This is a genomic window from Azospirillum sp. BE72 (assembly GCF_031455875.1).
Taxonomy (GTDB): domain Bacteria; phylum Pseudomonadota; class Alphaproteobacteria; order Azospirillales; family Azospirillaceae; genus Azospirillum.
This window is the reverse complement of the sequence record NZ_JAVDTO010000004.1, coordinates 391,100-407,713: the sequence shown is the minus strand read 5'-3', so window position 1 is coordinate 407,713 and position 16,614 is coordinate 391,100. Positions and strand designations below refer to the sequence as shown.

Annotated in this window: 13 protein-coding genes; 4 read left to right on the top strand and 9 right to left on the bottom strand. The window is 69.1% G+C overall.

Annotated features, from left to right (window positions below):
- Positions 1-175: 175 nt before the first annotated feature.
- The 4 genes from J2Y49_RS16215 to J2Y49_RS16200 form a co-directional block, all read right to left on the bottom strand.
- Positions 176-1,930 (bottom strand): PQQ-dependent methanol/ethanol family dehydrogenase, encoded by a 1,755-nt coding sequence (locus tag J2Y49_RS16215; protein ID WP_310115896.1) that lies wholly within the window; start codon positions 1,928-1,930, stop codon positions 176-178.
- Positions 1,931-2,138: 208 nt separating this feature from the next.
- Entirely contained in the window at positions 2,139-3,092 is a 954-nt protein-coding gene (locus tag J2Y49_RS16210) for a quinoprotein relay system zinc metallohydrolase 1 (protein ID WP_310115895.1), read from the bottom strand.
- Positions 3,089-3,943 (bottom strand): quinoprotein dehydrogenase-associated SoxYZ-like carrier, encoded by an 855-nt coding sequence (locus tag J2Y49_RS16205; protein ID WP_310115894.1) that lies wholly within the window; start codon positions 3,941-3,943, stop codon positions 3,089-3,091. Before J2Y49_RS16205 ends, J2Y49_RS16210 begins: the two co-directional genes overlap by 4 nt.
- A gap of 22 nt (positions 3,944-3,965) precedes the next feature.
- Complete coding sequence (locus J2Y49_RS16200) at positions 3,966-4,820, bottom strand: transporter substrate-binding domain-containing protein (RefSeq protein ID WP_310115893.1); 855 nt, start codon at positions 4,818-4,820, stop codon at positions 3,966-3,968.
- Between the two features lie 220 nt (positions 4,821-5,040).
- On the opposite strand from J2Y49_RS16200, the gene J2Y49_RS16195 reads away from it, so the two are divergent.
- The 4 genes from J2Y49_RS16195 to J2Y49_RS16180 are packed head-to-tail and all read left to right on the top strand — an operon-like array spanning position 5,041 to position 8,844.
- Positions 5,041-6,258, top strand: a complete 1,218-nt coding sequence (locus J2Y49_RS16195) for an ABC transporter substrate-binding protein (protein WP_310115892.1) — start codon at positions 5,041-5,043, stop codon at positions 6,256-6,258.
- Positions 6,255-7,235, top strand: a complete 981-nt coding sequence (locus J2Y49_RS16190; protein ID WP_310115891.1) for a YVTN family beta-propeller repeat protein — start codon at positions 6,255-6,257, stop codon at positions 7,233-7,235. Before J2Y49_RS16195 ends, J2Y49_RS16190 begins: the two co-directional genes overlap by 4 nt.
- A gap of 20 nt (positions 7,236-7,255) precedes the next feature.
- Positions 7,256-8,044, top strand: a complete 789-nt coding sequence (locus J2Y49_RS16185; protein WP_310115890.1) for an ABC transporter ATP-binding protein — start codon at positions 7,256-7,258, stop codon at positions 8,042-8,044.
- Positions 8,041-8,844, top strand: coding sequence for an ABC transporter permease (locus tag J2Y49_RS16180; RefSeq protein WP_310115889.1), 804 nt, complete (start codon positions 8,041-8,043; stop codon positions 8,842-8,844). Before J2Y49_RS16185 ends, J2Y49_RS16180 begins: the two co-directional genes overlap by 4 nt.
- Positions 8,845-8,848: 4 nt before the next feature.
- On the opposite strand, the gene J2Y49_RS16175 is transcribed toward J2Y49_RS16180, so the two are convergent.
- The 5 genes from J2Y49_RS16175 to J2Y49_RS16155 all read right to left on the bottom strand — a co-directional run bounded on the left by J2Y49_RS16175 (position 8,849) and on the right by J2Y49_RS16155 (position 16,487).
- Positions 8,849-9,547 (bottom strand): 2OG-Fe(II) oxygenase, encoded by a 699-nt coding sequence (locus J2Y49_RS16175; RefSeq protein WP_310115888.1) that lies wholly within the window; start codon positions 9,545-9,547, stop codon positions 8,849-8,851.
- On the bottom strand, positions 9,544-10,656 hold the full coding sequence (gene ada, locus J2Y49_RS16170; protein ID WP_310115887.1) for a bifunctional DNA-binding transcriptional regulator/O6-methylguanine-DNA methyltransferase Ada: 1,113 nt from the start codon (positions 10,654-10,656) through the stop codon (positions 9,544-9,546). Before ada ends, J2Y49_RS16175 begins: the two co-directional genes overlap by 4 nt.
- A 92-nt stretch (positions 10,657-10,748) precedes the next feature.
- Complete coding sequence (locus tag J2Y49_RS16165) at positions 10,749-14,180, bottom strand: DEAD/DEAH box helicase (RefSeq protein WP_310115886.1); 3,432 nt, start codon at positions 14,178-14,180, stop codon at positions 10,749-10,751.
- Positions 14,181-14,301: 121 nt separating this feature from the next.
- On the bottom strand, positions 14,302-15,087 hold the full coding sequence (locus J2Y49_RS16160) for a hypothetical protein (protein ID WP_310115884.1): 786 nt from the start codon (positions 15,085-15,087) through the stop codon (positions 14,302-14,304).
- A gap of 212 nt (positions 15,088-15,299) precedes the next feature.
- A complete protein-coding gene (locus J2Y49_RS16155; RefSeq protein WP_310115882.1) occupies positions 15,300-16,487 on the bottom strand; it encodes a polysaccharide pyruvyl transferase family protein in 1,188 nt (395 codons plus the stop codon).
- Positions 16,488-16,614: the final 127 nt, after the last annotated feature.

Below are 16,614 nucleotides of genomic sequence, written 5' to 3'. Positions count from 1 at the left end.
CCCTGCGGCTTCTGCTTCGCATGAGCGGACGTTATCAGCAGTGGGGCAGACAAATAATTGAACTATGGTAGGACATAACAGAACAGGGGAACAATTTGACTGGCCGGCATTGAACAACGAGCCGAGCGGGCCGGATTGCTCCGGTCCGCTCGGCTCACTGCCGGTCGTGGATCGATCAGGCCTTGGGCAGCTTGAAGACCCAGAGCGAGCCGCCCTGGTTGATGTCCTTCACCAGCTTGGCAACGTCGCCGCCCCACAGCGGCACGGCGCCGCCCCAGCCGGAAACGACGGCGACATACTGCTCGCCATCCATCTTCCAGGTGACCGGGCTGCCGACCACGCCGGAGCCGGTCTGGAACTTCCAGACCTCCTTGCCCGACTTGGCGTCGAAGGCCTTCAGGAAACCTTCCGGCGTGCCGGTGAAGACGAGGTTGCCGGCGGTGGTCAGGACGCCGCCCCACAGCGGGGCCGGGTTCTTGTATTCCCAGACGATCTTGCCGGTCTTCGGATCGACCGCGCGCAGCGCACCGATGTAGTCGTCATACAGCGGCTTGATGGTGAAGCCGGCGCCGAGATAGGCCGCACCCTTCTTGTAGGTGATCGGCTCGTTCCAAATGTCCATGCCCCACTCGTTGGCCGGGACATAGAACAGGTCGGTCTGCGGGTTGTAGGCCATCGGCATCCAGTTCTTGGCACCGAGGAAGGCGGGAGCCGCGAAGACCGACTTGCCCTTGGCCTCGCCGCTGCCCTCGGTCGGGGCGCCCGGACGGTTTTCGTCGACGTAGATCGGACGGCCGGTCTCGATGTCGATGCCCTTGGCCCAGGTGATCTTGGTGACGAAGGGCGTGGCGTTGATCAGTTTGCCGGTGTTGCGGTCGATGACGTAGAAGAAGCCGTTGCGGTCGGCCTTGCCGCCGGCCTTGATCACCTTGCCGTCCTTCTTCAGGTCGAAGGAGACGAACTCGTTCACGCCGTCGAAGTCCCAGCCGTCATGCGGCGTGGTCTGGTAGTGCCACTTGATCTCGCCGTTGTCCGGATTGATGGCGAGCGTGGAGGAGGTGTAGAGATTGTCGCCCGGGCGCAGGTGCGAATTCCACGGCGCCGGGTTGCCGGTGCCGAAGAACAGGCTCTTGGTCTCCGGGTCGTAGGTGCCGCCCAGCCAGGTGGCGCCGCCGCCGGTCTTGTACATGTCCCCCGGCCAGCTGGCGTTGGTCTTGCCGGTGACGGTCGACTCCTTGCCGTTCAGCATGCCCATGTTGCCTTCGATGGTCGGGCGCTGCCAGACCAGCTCGCCCGTCTCGGCATCGCGGGCCTCGACCATGCCGATGACGCCGAACTCGCCGCCGGAGTTGCCGGTGATGATCTTGCCATCGACGATCATCGGGGCGGCGGTGTTGGAATAGCCTTCCTTGTAGTCCTGCAGCTTCTTGTTCCAGACGACCTTGCCGGTCTCGCGGTTCAGCGCGACGAGGCGGGCGTCCAGCGTGGCGAAGTAGATCTTGTCCTTGTAGATCGCCGCGCCGCGGTTCACCACGTCGCAGCAGGGCATGATGCCGTCGGGCAGGCGGTGGTTGTATTCCCACTTCTTCTGGCCGGTTCGGGCATCGACCGCATAGAGGCGGGAGTAGGAGCCGGTGACGTAGATGGTGCCGTCATAGATGATGGGCTGGGCTTCCTGTCCGCGCTGTTTTTCGCCGCCGAAGGAGAAGGACCAGACCGGGACCAGCTTCTTGACGGTGTCGGCGTTCAGGTCGGTCAGCGGGCTGAAGCGCTGGGCCTGCGGACCCATGCCATAGGTCAGGACCGCTTCGGTGTTGGTGGCGCTCTTCAGCAGATCCTCGTTGGAAGGGCCTTCGGCGGCGAGAACGCCGGTGGCGCTGAACGCGGTCAGCGAGGCTGCCAGGGCGAGACTTGTAACCAGACGCTTCATGTGCGGTTGCCTCCCAATACTGATGATGACGGCACCGCCCGGGCAAGGTCCGACCGTTGCCGCAGGACGGGCGGGTCCGGCGGTGCTGGGCGGGATCGGGGCGGCAATCAGGATGTTGGCGGCCGCAAGGGCCGCGTCGCTTCACGATATCGGCAGTGTAGACGGATGATCGGTCGGGTAAATTGTCGGATAGTAGCAGGCGCAAGCGTCAATTGACTTTGGGAAGGCTCTCCTGCTCGATCTTCGGCCAGAGATGGGCGACGGAGCGGCGATACTCTTCGCGCAGCACGTCGAGCATTGCGAAGCGTTCCGGGATCGGCAGCTCCAACGCTTCCGCCATGTCCATGCCCGACTCCATCGCATGGCGCAGCGTGCCGTCGAGCCAGGTCAGCCAGTCGCGGGTCTGGGCGACGCAGGCCTTGTCGGGGCGGATGTGGCCGTGGTTGGGCACCAGCAGCCGGATGTCCAGCGCATCCACGGCGTCCAACTCCTTCAGCCAGTCGGCGATGGAGGCATGGGGCGTGGTGGGGGTGCGGTTGCAGAAGACGACGCCGCCGGCGAACAGCACGCCCGTCGTCTCGTCCAGGATCATCAGGTCGGCGGCGGTGTGGCCCGCCAGCGGAATCAGCCGCAGCCGGTGGTCGCCGAACCTGACGGTGGAGCCATAGACGGGTTCGGTCGGCACGGTCACCTCGGTCCCGCGCATCCAGTCGCCGACCAGCCGGTACATGTTGTCGGCGATGCCGCTCCCCTCCTCCTGGATGCCGGCGATGGTGCCGGGCAGCGCCGCGAGCGGCACATCGGCGAAGGCCTGGGAGCCCAGCCAGTAATCGGGGTGCAGATTGCTGATGAAGACCTTGCGGATCGGCTTGTCGGTGACCTTGCGGATGGCGGCGCGCATCTCCTCGCCATAGCGGCGGGACGGGCCGGTCTGGATGACGATCACCCCGTCGGCGGTGACGATGAAGCCGGAATTCAGGATGTTGCCGCCATTGGCACGGGTGAAATGCTTGGTCGATCCCTCGAACACATAGGTTTCGGGGGCGATGCGCGTCGGCTTCAGGTCGTAGGTCAGCGGGCCGGACGCCTGGGCGCTGATCGCAATGTGGCTGGTGGCGAGAGCGGCCGCGAGGGCCAGCCAGCGCAGGAGATTCGTCGTCATTGCCCGACACTCCGCAGCGGGTCGGTAGGGCGCAGAGTCATCGCCGGCCGGGCGCCGGGCGGCGGCATCGGAATGACCGCGTCGATCTCGCCGCCCTGGTTGTCGCGGCCGCGCAGCACCAGCGCCTTGGCGTCCGGCGGCGGGCGGACGTCCAGCGAATAGACCGGGTTTTCCGACACCGGCTCCAGGCTGTCGATCCGCGCCAGTCCGGCCGGGCCGCCGGGGGTCTGCGCCTGCACCGTCAGCGTCTCGACGAAGAAGGCGGGGATGCCATCGACGAGGCCGGTGTCGTTGGGATGCCGGATGCGCAGCCGCAGCCGCGCCACCCCGTCCGCATCCGCCGGCCACAGCCGCGCCTGCACCTCGCCGACATGGTCGGCCCAATCCTTCTGCGCGTAGGACACCGGCGGGGCGCTGCAACCGCCGCCCGCCGCATCGACCAGGACACCCGACACGTGCCAGACACCGTCTGCGGTCCGCGCCGCACCGCGCACGGCGGTCGCCTGCTGGATCTTGATGCGGGTGGCGATGTAGGGCGCGGCGGTGCCGGGGTGATAGCGCAGGATCAGCGGAAAGGGGTTGAGGTCGGCGATCGCCAGCATCTCCACCACCTGCCCCAGGGCCGTGGCATCGACCGACAGCGGCACGGCGCGCGTGTCCTCCGCCGAGGCGGGTGCCGTGACCTTCACGGCATTGTCGAACACCACCGGCGCGTCGGCGAAATACTGATCGCGCAGGGCCTCCCACATCACGGAGTTCAGCGGGTCGGACGGAGAGGCCGCTGCGAATGCCGGGGAGGCTGCCATCAGCAGCGCGGCGGTCAGGTGGCTTCCGATCAAGGCGTGTCGCATGCAACTCCTCCCCATCGCCTCCTCACTCCACCAGTGGGGGCGGGGTGTGGGTGACGCCGTAGCTGGCGAAGATCTTCGCCATCGTCCCGTCCTCGGTCAGGGCGGTCACCGCGTCGCCGATGGCATAGACGAGATCGCGGGAGTTCTCCTTGGTCGCCATGCCGACGTTCCAGCTCGACGTCATCATCCCCGGAAGGGTTACCGTGGTGATGGGGAACTGCTCCGCCCGCGCGCCAAGCGCCGCCTGCACCTGGCTGAGCGGCGCCAGCACCGCGGCGGCCTCGCCTGCGGTCAACTTCTCCACGGCGGCCTCGGGCGTCGGGCAATGGATGATTTGGCTGCGCAGCCGGCCGCCCTGCAGGCCCAGCAGGAAGAAGTCGGGGATGCTGTCGATCTCCACCGCGATCGGCTCATCCGGCAGGGTCGCCAGCATGGCGGAGCGCACCCGCTGCGGATTGCGCGCCAGCGCGAACACCTCGTGATGGTAGGGGCCGAACAGCACCGCCTCCGGGTTCATCAGGCCGAACTGCTTGTCATAGGGGATGTGCATCATGATGTCGGCCAGTTCGCCGCCGAACAGGCTGCCGCGCCAGACCGCGACGCGCAGGTCGTCCGACACGGTCTCCCCGGCGATCTGCTCCACGATGTCGGCCTTCACGCCCAGCTTTCCCGCGATTGCACGGGCGAGATCCACGTCGATGCCGACCAGGGTCCCGTCCTGCTGGAAGGAGAAGGGCCGGAAATCGCGGTAGACGGCGACCCGCAGCCGGCCGCGCTCCATCACCTCGTCGAGCGGACGGGCGGAGGCACCGCGCGGAAGCGCCGCCACGGATGCGGCAAGCCCGGAGAGAAAGCAGCGGCGGGTCACGGGCGCCATCGGAGGTTCCGGCAGTGGTTTCCTGATCGAACGGAAGCCAGGATAGCGATCGGTCAGCACTGCCAATAATTGGACTTTCGTACAAGACAGGGCATGGCCGTGATCGGTCGGCGGACATCCCGCCCCCTCGGATCGCTGTCCATCCTCCCATAGTCGCATTCCGGAGAGCGGATTCGCCGGATAGGCTGCACTCCAAACTGTTTGCGTTCCGACGGATATGATGACGAAGACACGCCTGCTCCACAGCCTGACGCTGGCCGCATTCGGCGCCGTTCTGCTCGCCGGAATGCCCGCCGGCGCCCAGCAGAATGCCGGCACGGATGCCGGCGAGATCCGCATCGGCTTCCTGTCGCAGACGCCGGAACCGCCGCCCTACGTCGCCAACCCGGACGAGCCGCCGCCGGACGACGGGCTGGCCGGCGCCACGCTCGCCGTCGCCGACAACAACACGACCGGCAAGTTCCTCAAGCAGTCCTTCGTGCTGGACAGCGTGGAGGTTCCACCGGACGGCGATGCCGCGGCGGCCCTGCGCGAACTGGCGGGACGGGGCGGGCGCTTCGTCGTCGTTGATGCGCCGGGTGCGACGGTGGAAGCGCTGTCGAAGCTGCCGGAGGCGCGCAACCTGCTGATCCTGAACGCCAACGCGCCGGACGATGGGCTGCGCGGCGCGGCCTGCGCGTCCAACCTGCTGCATGTGGCGCCCAGCCGGGCGATGCTGGCCGATGCGCTGGGGCAGTATCTGGTGAAGAAGCGCTGGCCGCGCTGGTTCCTCGTCACCGGACGCCGACCGGAGGACAAGCTCTATGCCGATGCCGTCCGCCGCACCGCCAAGCGCGTCGGCGCCCAGATCGTGGCGGAGAAGGCGTGGACCGCCGACAGCGACGTGAACCGCACGGCGGAGGCGGAAATCCCCGTCTTCACCCAGGCCAAATCCTACGACGTGCTGATCGTCGCCGACGAGGTCGGGGAATTCGGCGATTACCTGTCCTACCGCACCGCCGATCCGCGCCCGGTGGCCGGCACCCAGGGGCTGGTTCCCACGGTCTGGCACCGCACCCACGAACAATGGGGAGCGGCACAGCTGCAATCCCGCTTCAAGGCGGCGGCCAAGCGGCCGATGACCGCCCGCGACCACAATGGCTGGACCGCCGTCCGCGTGGTGGGGGAAGCCGCCGCCCGGGCCCGCACTGCCGACCCGGACCGGCTGATCGCCTTCATCCAATCGCCCGACTTCACCATGTCCGCCTTCCGCGGCGCGCCGTTGACCCTGCGTCCGTGGGACGGGCAGCTGCGCCAGCCGGTGTTGCTGGCCGCCGACCGCTCGGTCGTGTCGGTGTCGCCGCAGGAGGGGTTCCTGCACCCGCGGACCGAACTGGACAGCCTGGGCTACGACCAACCTGAAACGCTCTGCAAGACGCGAGGGAAGAAGACGCCATGACATCCGCCCGCCTGCCCTGGTTACCCATAACCGCTTCCCTGCTGACCGCCTTCCTGGCGTCCGCCGCGTCGGCCCAGACCATCTATGTGTCCAACGAGAAGGACAACAGCCTGTCGGTGATCGACGGCAAGACGCTTGCAGTGGTCGACACCATCAAGGTCGGCAAGCGCCCGCGCGGCATCACCCTGTCGAAGGACGGCACCCAGCTGTTCATCTGCGCCAGCGACGACCATGCGGTGCAGGTTCTCGACCTCGCCACGAAGAAGGTCGTGCACAACCTGCCCTCCGGCGAGGATCCGGAACAGTTCGCGCTCAGCCCCGACGGCAAGAACCTGTTCATCGCCAATGAGGACAGCAACGTCGTCACCGTGGTCGACGTGCCCGCGCGCAAGGTGGCCTTCCAGGTCGATGTCGGGGTGGAGCCCGAAGGCATGGACGTCAGCCCCGATGGCCGTTGGGCCGTCAACACCTCCGAGACCACCAGCATGGTCCACTGGATCGACGTGGAGAAGCGGCAGGTCGTCGACAACACCCTGGTGGGCCCGCGCCCGCGCCATGCCGAGTTCACCAAGGACGGCGCGCAGCTATGGGTGTCGTCGGAGATCGGCGGGACCGTCAGTGTCATCGACACCGCCACGCGGCAGGTGAAGAAGGTCGTCGATTTCCACATCAAGGGCGTCGCCAAGGACCGCATCCAGCCGGTGGGCGTCAAGCTGACCGACGACGGCCGCTACGCCTTCGTGGCACTGGGGCCGGCCAACCATGTCGCGGTGGTGGACGCCAAGACCCTGGAGGTGAAGGATTACCTGCTGGTCGGCCGCCGCGTCTGGCATCTGGCGCTGACGCCCGACCAGAAGACGCTCTACAGCACCAACGGGGTCAGCGGCGACGTGTCGGTGATCGACGTCGAAAGCCTGAAGGTGACGAAGTCGATCAAGGTCGGCCGCTATCCCTGGGGCGTCGTCGTCAAGGGGTGATGGCAAGAGGGAGCAGCAGGATGACGGTGCCGGCATTGGAGGTTGAGGGGCTGCGCCACAGCTATGGCGGGGAGCGCCATGCGCTGGAGGATGTCGGGTTCCGCGTGATGCCGGGCGCCTTCACCTGCCTGCTCGGCCCCAATGGCGCGGGCAAGAGCACGCTATTCGCGCTCGCAACCGGGCTGCTTCGGCCGTCCGGGGGCCGGGTGCGCATCCATGGCCATGACATGGCGCAGGCGCCTGGCGAGGCGCTGGGCCGGCTGGGGGTGGTGTTCCAGCAGCCGACCCTCGACCTCGACCTGACGGTGGTGCAGAATCTGCGCTATTTCGCGGCCCTGCACGGCATCGGGCGGCGCGAGGCGGACCGGCGGATCGAGACGGAGCTGACCCGCCTGTCGCTGTTCGAACGGCGGAGCGAGAAGGTCCGCGCCCTGAACGGCGGACATCGCCGCCGGGTGGAGATCGCCCGCGCCCTGCTGCACCGCCCCACCCTGCTTTTGCTGGACGAACCGACGGTCGGGCTGGACATCCCCGCCCGCCGCACCTTGATCCGCCATGTCCATGCGCTGTGCGCCGAGGACGGCATCGCCGTTCTGTGGGCCACCCACCTGATCGACGAGATCGACCCGGCGACCGACCATGTGGTGGTCCTGCACCGCGGCCGGGTGCGGGCCAGCGGCCCGGTCGCCGCGGTGAACGCCGAAACCGGCTGCGCGACGGTGGCGGAGAGCTTCGACCGGCTGACCGCCGCCAAGCCGGTCGCCGACCCGAGCGCCGATGTGGGCGCGAATGCGGAGGCCGCGGCATGAACGGATGGTGGATCGCCTTCCAGGGGATCGTGGCGCGCGAGGTCCTGCGCTTCGTCCACCAGCGCGAACGCTTCCTGGGCGCGCTGGTCCGGCCGCTGGTCTGGCTGTTCGTCTTCGCCGCGGGCTTCCGGGCGGCGCTCGGCATCGCCATCATCCCGCCCTACGAGACCTACATCCCGTACGAGACCTACATCGTGCCGGGGCTGATCGGCATGATCCAGCTGTTCAACGGCATGCAGGGCTCGCTGTCGATGGTCTACGACCGCGAGATGGGCAGCATGCGCATCCTGCTGACCAGCCCGCTGCCGCGCGGCTTCCTGCTGCTGGCGCGGCTGCTGGGCGGGGTGGTGGTATCGGTGCTGCAGGTGGCGGCCTTCCTGCTGATCGTCCGGCTCTACGGCATCGACCTGCCGGCCTGGGCGCCGCTGACCGTGCTGCCGGCCCTGCTGCTGAACGGGTTGATGCTGGGCGCGCTCGGCATGGTGCTGGCCTCCACCATCCGGCAGCTGGAGAATTTCGCCGGGGTGATGAACTTCGTCGTCTTCCCCCTGTTCTTCCTGTCCTCCGCCCTCTATCCGCTCTATCGCATGGAGGAGGCCGGGCCGCTGCTGTGGTGGCTGTGCAGCCTGAACCCCTTCACCCATGGGGTGGAGCTGATCCGCTTCGCGCTTTACGGGCAGGTGGATTGGCTGGCGCTGGCCGTCGTCGCCGGCGCCACCCTGCTGTTCGCGGCGCTGGCGGTGCGCGGCTACTCTCCCGCCCGCGGCATGGGATCGCGGGCGCCGTCGGCTGCGGGGTGAAGATTCACGTCGCGTCGTGGAAGATGATGCCCAGCGTGTAGCGTTCGCCCGACCTGACCGGGCTGACGCCGTGGCGGTGGCGGACCCGGTAGGGGCCGCGGCTGCCCTGGACCGGGCGCTGGTCCACCGCGAAGATCACCGCCTCCCCCAGCCCCAGCGGCACGACGGTGGCGCGCGACTGCATGCGCGGGCGCTGTTCGGTCAGCACGAACTCGCCGCCGGTGAAGCCGCTGCCCGGCTCCGACAGCAGGATGGCGATCTGCAGCGGGAACACCGTCTCGCCATAGAGGTCCTGATGCAGGCAGTTGTAGTCGCCGGGGCCGTATTTCAGCAGAAGCGGCGTCGGCCGCGTCTGTCCCACGGCGTGGCAGCGCTCCAGGAACTCCGCATGCTCCGCCGGATAGCGGGTGTCGAGCCCCATCGCGTCCGCCCAGCGGTTGGCGACCGGCGCCAGCCGGCGGTAGAGCGGCGCCCGCAGGACGGCAATCGGATCCGGCAGCGGGTGGGTGAAGTACTTGTACTCCCCCTTGCCGAAGCCATGCCGCTCCATCACCACCCGGCTGCGGAATGGCGCGTCCTGCGCATAGAGCCCTGACAACGCCGCACAGGTCCGGGCATCCAGAAGCGGCCCGGTCAGCGCATGGCCGGCGGCGTCGAGCTCCGACCCGATGCGGGTCCAGTCCAGATCGTCCACCGCCGTCACCGGGCCAACTCCCTGCTGTCTTCCGCCCGTTCCCTTTCCAGCAGGTCGCGCTTGCGCTCCACGCCCCAGCGGTAGCCGGACAGGCCGCCGTCGGAGCGCACCACCCGGTGGCAGGGGATGGCGACCGCCAGCGGGTTGGCGCCGCAGGCCCGCGCCACCGCCCGCACCGCCGCCGGCTCGCCGATGGCCCTGGCGATCTCGGCATAGCTGGCGGTCCGCCCGGCGGGAATGGCGCGCAGGGCCTGCCAGACCCGCTGCTGGAAGGCGGTGCCGCCGATGTCCAGCGGCAGGTCCAACCCGGTTCCCGGCGCCTCGACCAATCCCACCACCTGCGCCACGGTCGCTTCGAATCCGGTGTCGCCGCCGATCAGCTCGGCCTTGGGGAAGCGGTCCTGCAGGTCGCGCAGCAATGCCTCCGGATCGTCGCCCAGCAGGATGGCGCAGATCCCGCGCTCCGTCGCCGCCACCAGGATGGAGCCGAGCGAGCAGGCGCCGACCGCGAAGCGGATCGCCTCCCCCGCCCCGCCGCGGCGATAGGCGGTGGGCGTCATGCCCAGCCGCGCCCCCGCCGTCTCGTAGAAACGGCCCGACGAGCCGTAGCCGGCCTCATAGATCGCCTCCGTCACGCTGCCCGCCTCCTGCAGGCTGCCGGCGACACGGGCGGCGCGGCGGGCCTCGGCATAGGCGCGCGGGGTGACGCCGGTGGCCTGCTTGAATATGCGGTGGAAGTGGTGCGGGCTCAATCCGGCCGCGGCGGCAAGCTCGTCCAGCGGCGGGACCTCCTCCGCCTCCTCGATCAGGCGGCAGGCGCGGGCGACGGCATCGGCCCGCCGCTCGGCCTGGCTCGGCCCGTCCGGGCGGCAGCGCTTGCAGGGACGGAAGCCCGCCCGTTCCGCCTCGGCGTTGGTGTCGTAGAACACGACATTCTCCGGCCGGGCCGGGCGCGCGGCACAGCTGGGACGGCAATAGACGCCGGTGCTGCTGACCGCATAGACGAACCGCCCATCGGCGGCCGGATCGCGGCGGCGCAGTGCATCCCAACGGTCGGACGCGGTGTCGGCGTTGGTATCGGCGATAGCGGGTGCGGCGGTATCGAGTGCGACGGTCATCTGTCCCTCTCCCTCCTCGAACCATACAGGCATCAAGGCGCGTTGAGGGGGCAATCTGGGCCGGCGGGCGGTGCCGCGCACTCCGCCGCTTGCTATCGAATTGCGTTTTCCTTCTTCTTCCTCTGCGCCTTGCGGACGATCACCTCGATGCAGTCCAGCACCCGTTCCGCATTGACGAGCCGAGTGTCGGCGTCGGGGGCCTCCAGCGCGGCGGTCAGGCGGTCGTCCTGGGCACGCAGCAGGCCCTTGGAGCGCTTCGCCAGCGTGGCCGCCCGCGCCGCGGCGCGGTCGCCGCGCAGGGTCGCCGCCACCCCGGCCGGTCCGCAGCCGAGCGAGGCGACGCCCAGCGCCCGGCATCGGCAGCGCAGGGATGCGATGGCGAGGAGGCGCTCCACCGGGTCGGGCAGCGGGCCGAAGCGGTCCTCCATCTCCTCGCGCAGGGCATCCAGTTCGCCGGCCTCGCGGGTGCGGGCGATGCGGCGGTGCAGGCCGATCCGCAGTTCCTCCTCCGGGATGTAGGAGGATGGGATGCAGCGGGGAACCGCCACCGTCACCTCGGGGTCCCAGCGCTCGTCAGGCTGGCGGCGCAGCGACCGCAGGGCATCGGCCAGGATGCGCTGGTACAGCTCCGTTCCCACCGCGCGCAGATGGCCGGTCTGGTCCTCGCCCAGCAGGTCGCCCGCCCCGCGCTGGTCGAGGTCGAGCATGCTCAGGACAAAGCCGCCGCCCAGGCTTTCAATTACCTCCAGGGAGCCGAGCCGGCGGGCCGCCCGTTCCTCCAGCGGGTGGTCGGGATCGGTCAGCAGATAGGCATAGCCCTGCACCGCACCGCGCCCCACCCGGCCGCGCAGTTGGTGCAGCTGGCCCAGTCCGAACAGGTCGGGGCGGAACAGCAGCAGCGTGTTGGCGCGCGGAATGTCGATGCCGGATTCGATGATCGGGGTCGACAGCAGGATGTCGCTCTCGCCGTCGACGAAGCCCATCACCGCATCGTCCAGCGCCGCCGCCCCCAGTCGGCCATGCGCGGTCGCGATGCGCGCGGCCGGCACAAGCTCCCGGATCCACGCTTCCAACTCGCCCAGGTCGGCGATGCGCGGGGTGACGCAGAAGGCCTGCCCGCCGCGGCCGAGTTCGCGCAGCAGGGCGGCACGGGCAGTGGCGGGATCGCGCGGAGTCACGGCGGTGCGCACCGGACGGCGGCGGGCAGGCGGCGTGTCGATGATGCTGAGTCCGCGCAGGCCGGCCAAGGCGCCCTGGAGCGTGCGCGGGATCGGCGTGGCGCTCAGCGCCAGGCTGTGGACACCCTTGGTCCGCCGCTTCAGCGCCTGCTTCTGCGCGGCGCCGAATCGCTGCTCCTCGTCCACCACCATCAGGCCCAGGCGCTGGAAGCGGACATCCTTGGAGAGCAACGCATGTGTGCCGATGACGATGTCCACCGTTCCGTCGGCCAGCCCGGCCCGCACCCGCTCGCTGTCCGCCTTGGTCATGGAACCGGTCAGGGGCTCCACCGTCAGGCCGAAACCGGTGAAGCGACGGCGGAACACGTCCAGATGCTGGCGGGCGAGGACGGAGGTCGGAGCCATCACCGCCACCTGATGGCCGGCGAAGGCGACGGCCGCCGCCGCGCGCAGAGCCACCTCGGTCTTGCCGTATCCGACATCGGCGCAGACCAGATGGTCCATCGGGTGGCCCCGGCGCATGGCATCGAGCACGGACCGGATGGCGTGATGCTGCCCCTCCGTCAGGTCGAAGCCGAACCGGGCGCCGAAGCGGCGCATGCGGTCGGCCGGCGGGTCGATCACCGGCGCCACCTCCCGCGCGCGGCGGCGGGCCTCGCGCAGGATGCCCTTGGCGGTCTCGCCGATCTCCGCCTCCAGCACCGTGCGGCGGTCCAGCCAGTTGGCGTTCTTCAGGCTGTCGAGCCGGGCCCCGGTGTCGGCTGAGCCGTGGCGCCACAGCCGGTCGAAGTCGGCGGTCGGAACCAGCAGCCGGTCGTCATGTGCATAGTCCAGGACCAGGAAATCGGCGGTGGACTCACCGCCCGCACCGTCGTCGGAGGCGATGGCCTCCAGCCCGACCAACTGGCCGATGCCGTAATCCAGATGGACGACGAAGTCGCCGGGCGCCAGTTCAGACGGCGCCAGCGGCGGCCGGGCCGGTGCCTCCCTGCCGCCGTCTCCGGCATGGCGCGGTGCCACCAGCACGGTCATGTCGTCACAGACGAAGCCGACGCCGGTCCTCAATGCCAGCACCGCGCAGTCACCCGACCCGAGCGGCGGGTCCGGCCAGCGCTCCAGCCGTGGCACCGGCCGCCCCAGCGCCGCCTCCGCCCGCGCCGCCAGCCGGTCCGCCTCTTCGGGCCCGCCACCGGGGTGGGCGGCGAGCAGCACGGCGCCGCCTTCCCCGACCAGACCTGCCGCCCGGCGCAGCAGCGTGCGCTCGGTCCGCACCGTCTCCACCGCCGGCCCGGTCGTCACCTCGACCGGCAGCAGAGTGCGGGCGGCGAGCCTTCCGTCGAGGGATTCGGCATCGATCAGGCGCCGTTCCAGCACCGGCACCGGCAGGATGCAGGCGTCGTCGCGGCGAATGCGGCGGTCGGGACCGGACCCGGCCAGATCGTCGGCCCGCGCCTCGATGCGGTCGCGTGCGCCGGCATCCAAAACCACTAGGGCGTCCGGCAGCAGGTCGAGCAGTAGCGGGCAGCCGTCGAAGACGTTGGGAAGCTGAAGGTCGAAGGCATAGGGCCGCCGCCCCTCCTCCAGATCCCTCCGCAGATCCGATGGCAGGACATAGCCCAGCTTCGCGAGGTTGGCCGCCAGCCGGTCGAGCATCTGCGGCCCGACGATCAGGTCGGTGACCGGGCCGAGCGTGACCTCGTCGATGGAGGCGATGGAGCGCTGGGAAACCGGATCGAACAGCCGCAGTTCGCGCACCACCCCGTGGGATATGTCGCAGCGGACCGGCCGGTCGCCGTCGCCGGGGAACACCTCCACCACCGCGCCGCGGATCGCCGCCTCGCCGGGTTCGTCGACCCGCTCGTCCAGCACATAGCCGGACTTGGCGAACCAACCGCGCCATGCCGCCTCGTCATAGGCCATGCCGCGGGTCACGTGGAACCGCGCGCCCGTCCAGGCTTCCGGCGGCGGCAGCCGTTGCAGGGCGAGGTCGGCCGAGGCCACCACCAGCCGGCCGGTGGCCGGCGCCGGTTCATCGGCAAGGCGCATCAGCCCGGCGGCGCGGCGCCCCAGCACGGCGCGCGACGGCGCGGCACGGTCGCCGGCGGCCGTTTCGTCGATGGGAAGCAGAACGACGTCGAGGTCGGGCGCGATGTCGCCGGCCAAGCGGGCCAGCCGGGCCGCACGCCCGTCGCTGCGCGCCAGCAGCAGGACACCGCCGGGACGGCGGGCGAGCGCCGCCAGCCGGACAGCCAGTTCGCCTTCGCTCTGGACGGTCAGGGCTGCCGGAGACTGCGGGGAAGGCGGCGCCTCGGGAGACGGATCGGCGACGGGAACTCCGTCAAGCATAATGGGCAGACATGGTGGGAAGGCTCCGGTCGATGACGCCGCGCGGCAGGAGAGCCGCAGGGTGTCAACACCGCCAAGTCCCTCCGGTTGCCTACCCTTCAGTCTAGCGGAACCTTCCCGGTCAATGCAGCGTCAACCAGCCGACCAGCACGGCGATGAAGGCGCCGGCCGTCGATCCCAGCACGGTCAGCAGCGGCGACCAGCCCGCCCCGGTGCTCTTTTCGGCCGAGGCGCCATCCAGCCCGCGCAGGGTCTGGTCCATCCGCATCAGGAACACTTCCAGCCCGCCGACGCGCTCCGTCAGGTCCTGCAGGGTGGCAGCCATTGCTTCCGTCCGCTCCGCCTGCGTGGTCTCCAGGCGGGTGGCGTCGCCGCGGAGTGCCGTCACCCCTTCGCCGGCATCGCGCAGAAGTCGGCCGATGGTCTGTTGGGCGGCGGCGAGCTGGCGTTGGTCCCGGCGAAGCGCGTCGATCCGCTCGCCGATGCGCTGCAGATGCGGCCCCAGCAACCGGTCGAGCCGCTGGTCCTCCGGATTGGGCTGCGCGAAGGTCGCCGTCTCGCCGGTGGACGGCGACCGGACGACGGCCACCACCCGCGACGGATCGGCCCCGTCTGGCAGGGTCAGTTCGGCTTCGAAGGCATGCGCGCCGTCGCCGATGCCGCCGCCGGCCAGATCGGGCCGCGGCCGGTCGGCCAGCACCCGCGCCAGCGTCACCGGTGGACCGCAGTCCCGTTCCAGCCGCAGTTCCACCTCCAGCCGGTCGCCGGGATGATTGCCGTCCCAACCCCAGCCGAACACCCGGCCCCCCTGCAGGGCGTCGATATGGCCAACGATGGCCGCCCCCTGCGGCGCCTCGGCCGCGGGGGCGGTGTCGTGAAGCTCGACGATCTTGGCGGTGGCGGACATCGGACCCGTTCCGGTTGATTGGAGTGGAGAATTAGCGATCTCCCTCTCCCGCCCCGGGAGAGGGAAGGGGCCCATGCGGAGCATGGGAAGGGTGAGGGGTGATCCAAGGAGCCATGCGGTTCGGGATTTTCGGGTTCCCCCTCACCCTCCCCACCGCTTCGCGGCGGGTCCCCTCCCTCTCCCGGGACGGGAGAGGGAAATCAAGCGTCCCCTCACGCCGCCTTGCGGTCGGTGGTGCGGCGCAGGGTGTGGCTGGGCATGCGGTGGGGGACGTAGTTCTCGTCCAGGAACTCCCGCATGTCGCGATAGCGCTGGTAGTAGGTGCGGTTGAACTTCTCGAACAGGCTCTGGTCCCAATATTCCTCAAGGACGAAGGGCTTGTCCGAATAGACGTTGTAGCAGGGGATCGCGAAGGTCTCCGCGAACTCCGCCGTGCGGCTGTCATAGCTGAAATAGACCGACGGAGTGGCGTTCGACAGGGCCATCAGGTTGCCGTGCAGACGATAGCCCAGCACCAGATCCTTCGACCGCACCAAGTTCTCGTAGTCGGCGACGACGTCCGAGTACCACAGGCGCTCGCGGTACAGCGCATCCATCTCGTCGTCGAAATACCACTGCTTCAGCCACGCGCTGTCATGCAGATGCGTCCAGGCCTCCGCCTTCTGCTCGTCGGTGCCCCACAGCAGCTTCTTCTCCTCGACCTCGCCCTGCATCATCAGGACGGTGTCGAAGCGGCGGGAGATGTCCTTCACGAAATCTCGGTGGCGTTCCAGATACTTGCGAACGTCCGGCGAATAGTGCTTGGACACCTCGCGGCGCATGGTGATGCCGACCTTGCGCACGCTGTTCAGATCCGGCAGGTCGATGCGCAGTTCCGGGTCGCGGTTGCGGAAGGCGGTCGGGCAGCCGACGATGCGGGTGTTCTTGATGCCCAGGTCCCACAGCACTTCGGCGGTGTAGGTGCCGCGTACGCCCAGCGTCGTCGACTTGTCGGCGATCATCCGCCAGATGCGCTTGCTTTCCTCGGTCAGCGTCAGCTTGCCGGTGGCCGGCGCCTGGGCGCCGACGCCGAAGGCGATGACGGGGATGCGCAGCTTGGCCAGCACTTGGATGGTCGCCGCCGGCCAGTCCATCGAATCATGGATGTAGTTGCTGCCGCGCAGGAAGACGTAATCATACTCGGCATTGATGCGGTCGACGACCTCCTGCCGGAACTCGCGGATTTCCAGCACGTCGAGCTTGTCGTAGGTCAGCAGCTTCAACGAAGAGTCGAAAACGAACGCGTCGCCGATGTTGTGGTAATGGTCGATGCTGCGCTGAATGTCCTGATAGCTGTACCAGCGCACGCAGTCATGATCATAGACTTCGCCCGACGGAATCATGACGAGGATGTTGGCCACGGCGGCTCTCCCTGGGTTGGGCGGCAATAGGGATGGATGGCACCCGGATCGTCGCCGGGCAAATTCGAATCGGCGCACAGGGCCTGAATGGAAGGCCCCGCGACTTTCATTCCAACCTTACCAATTT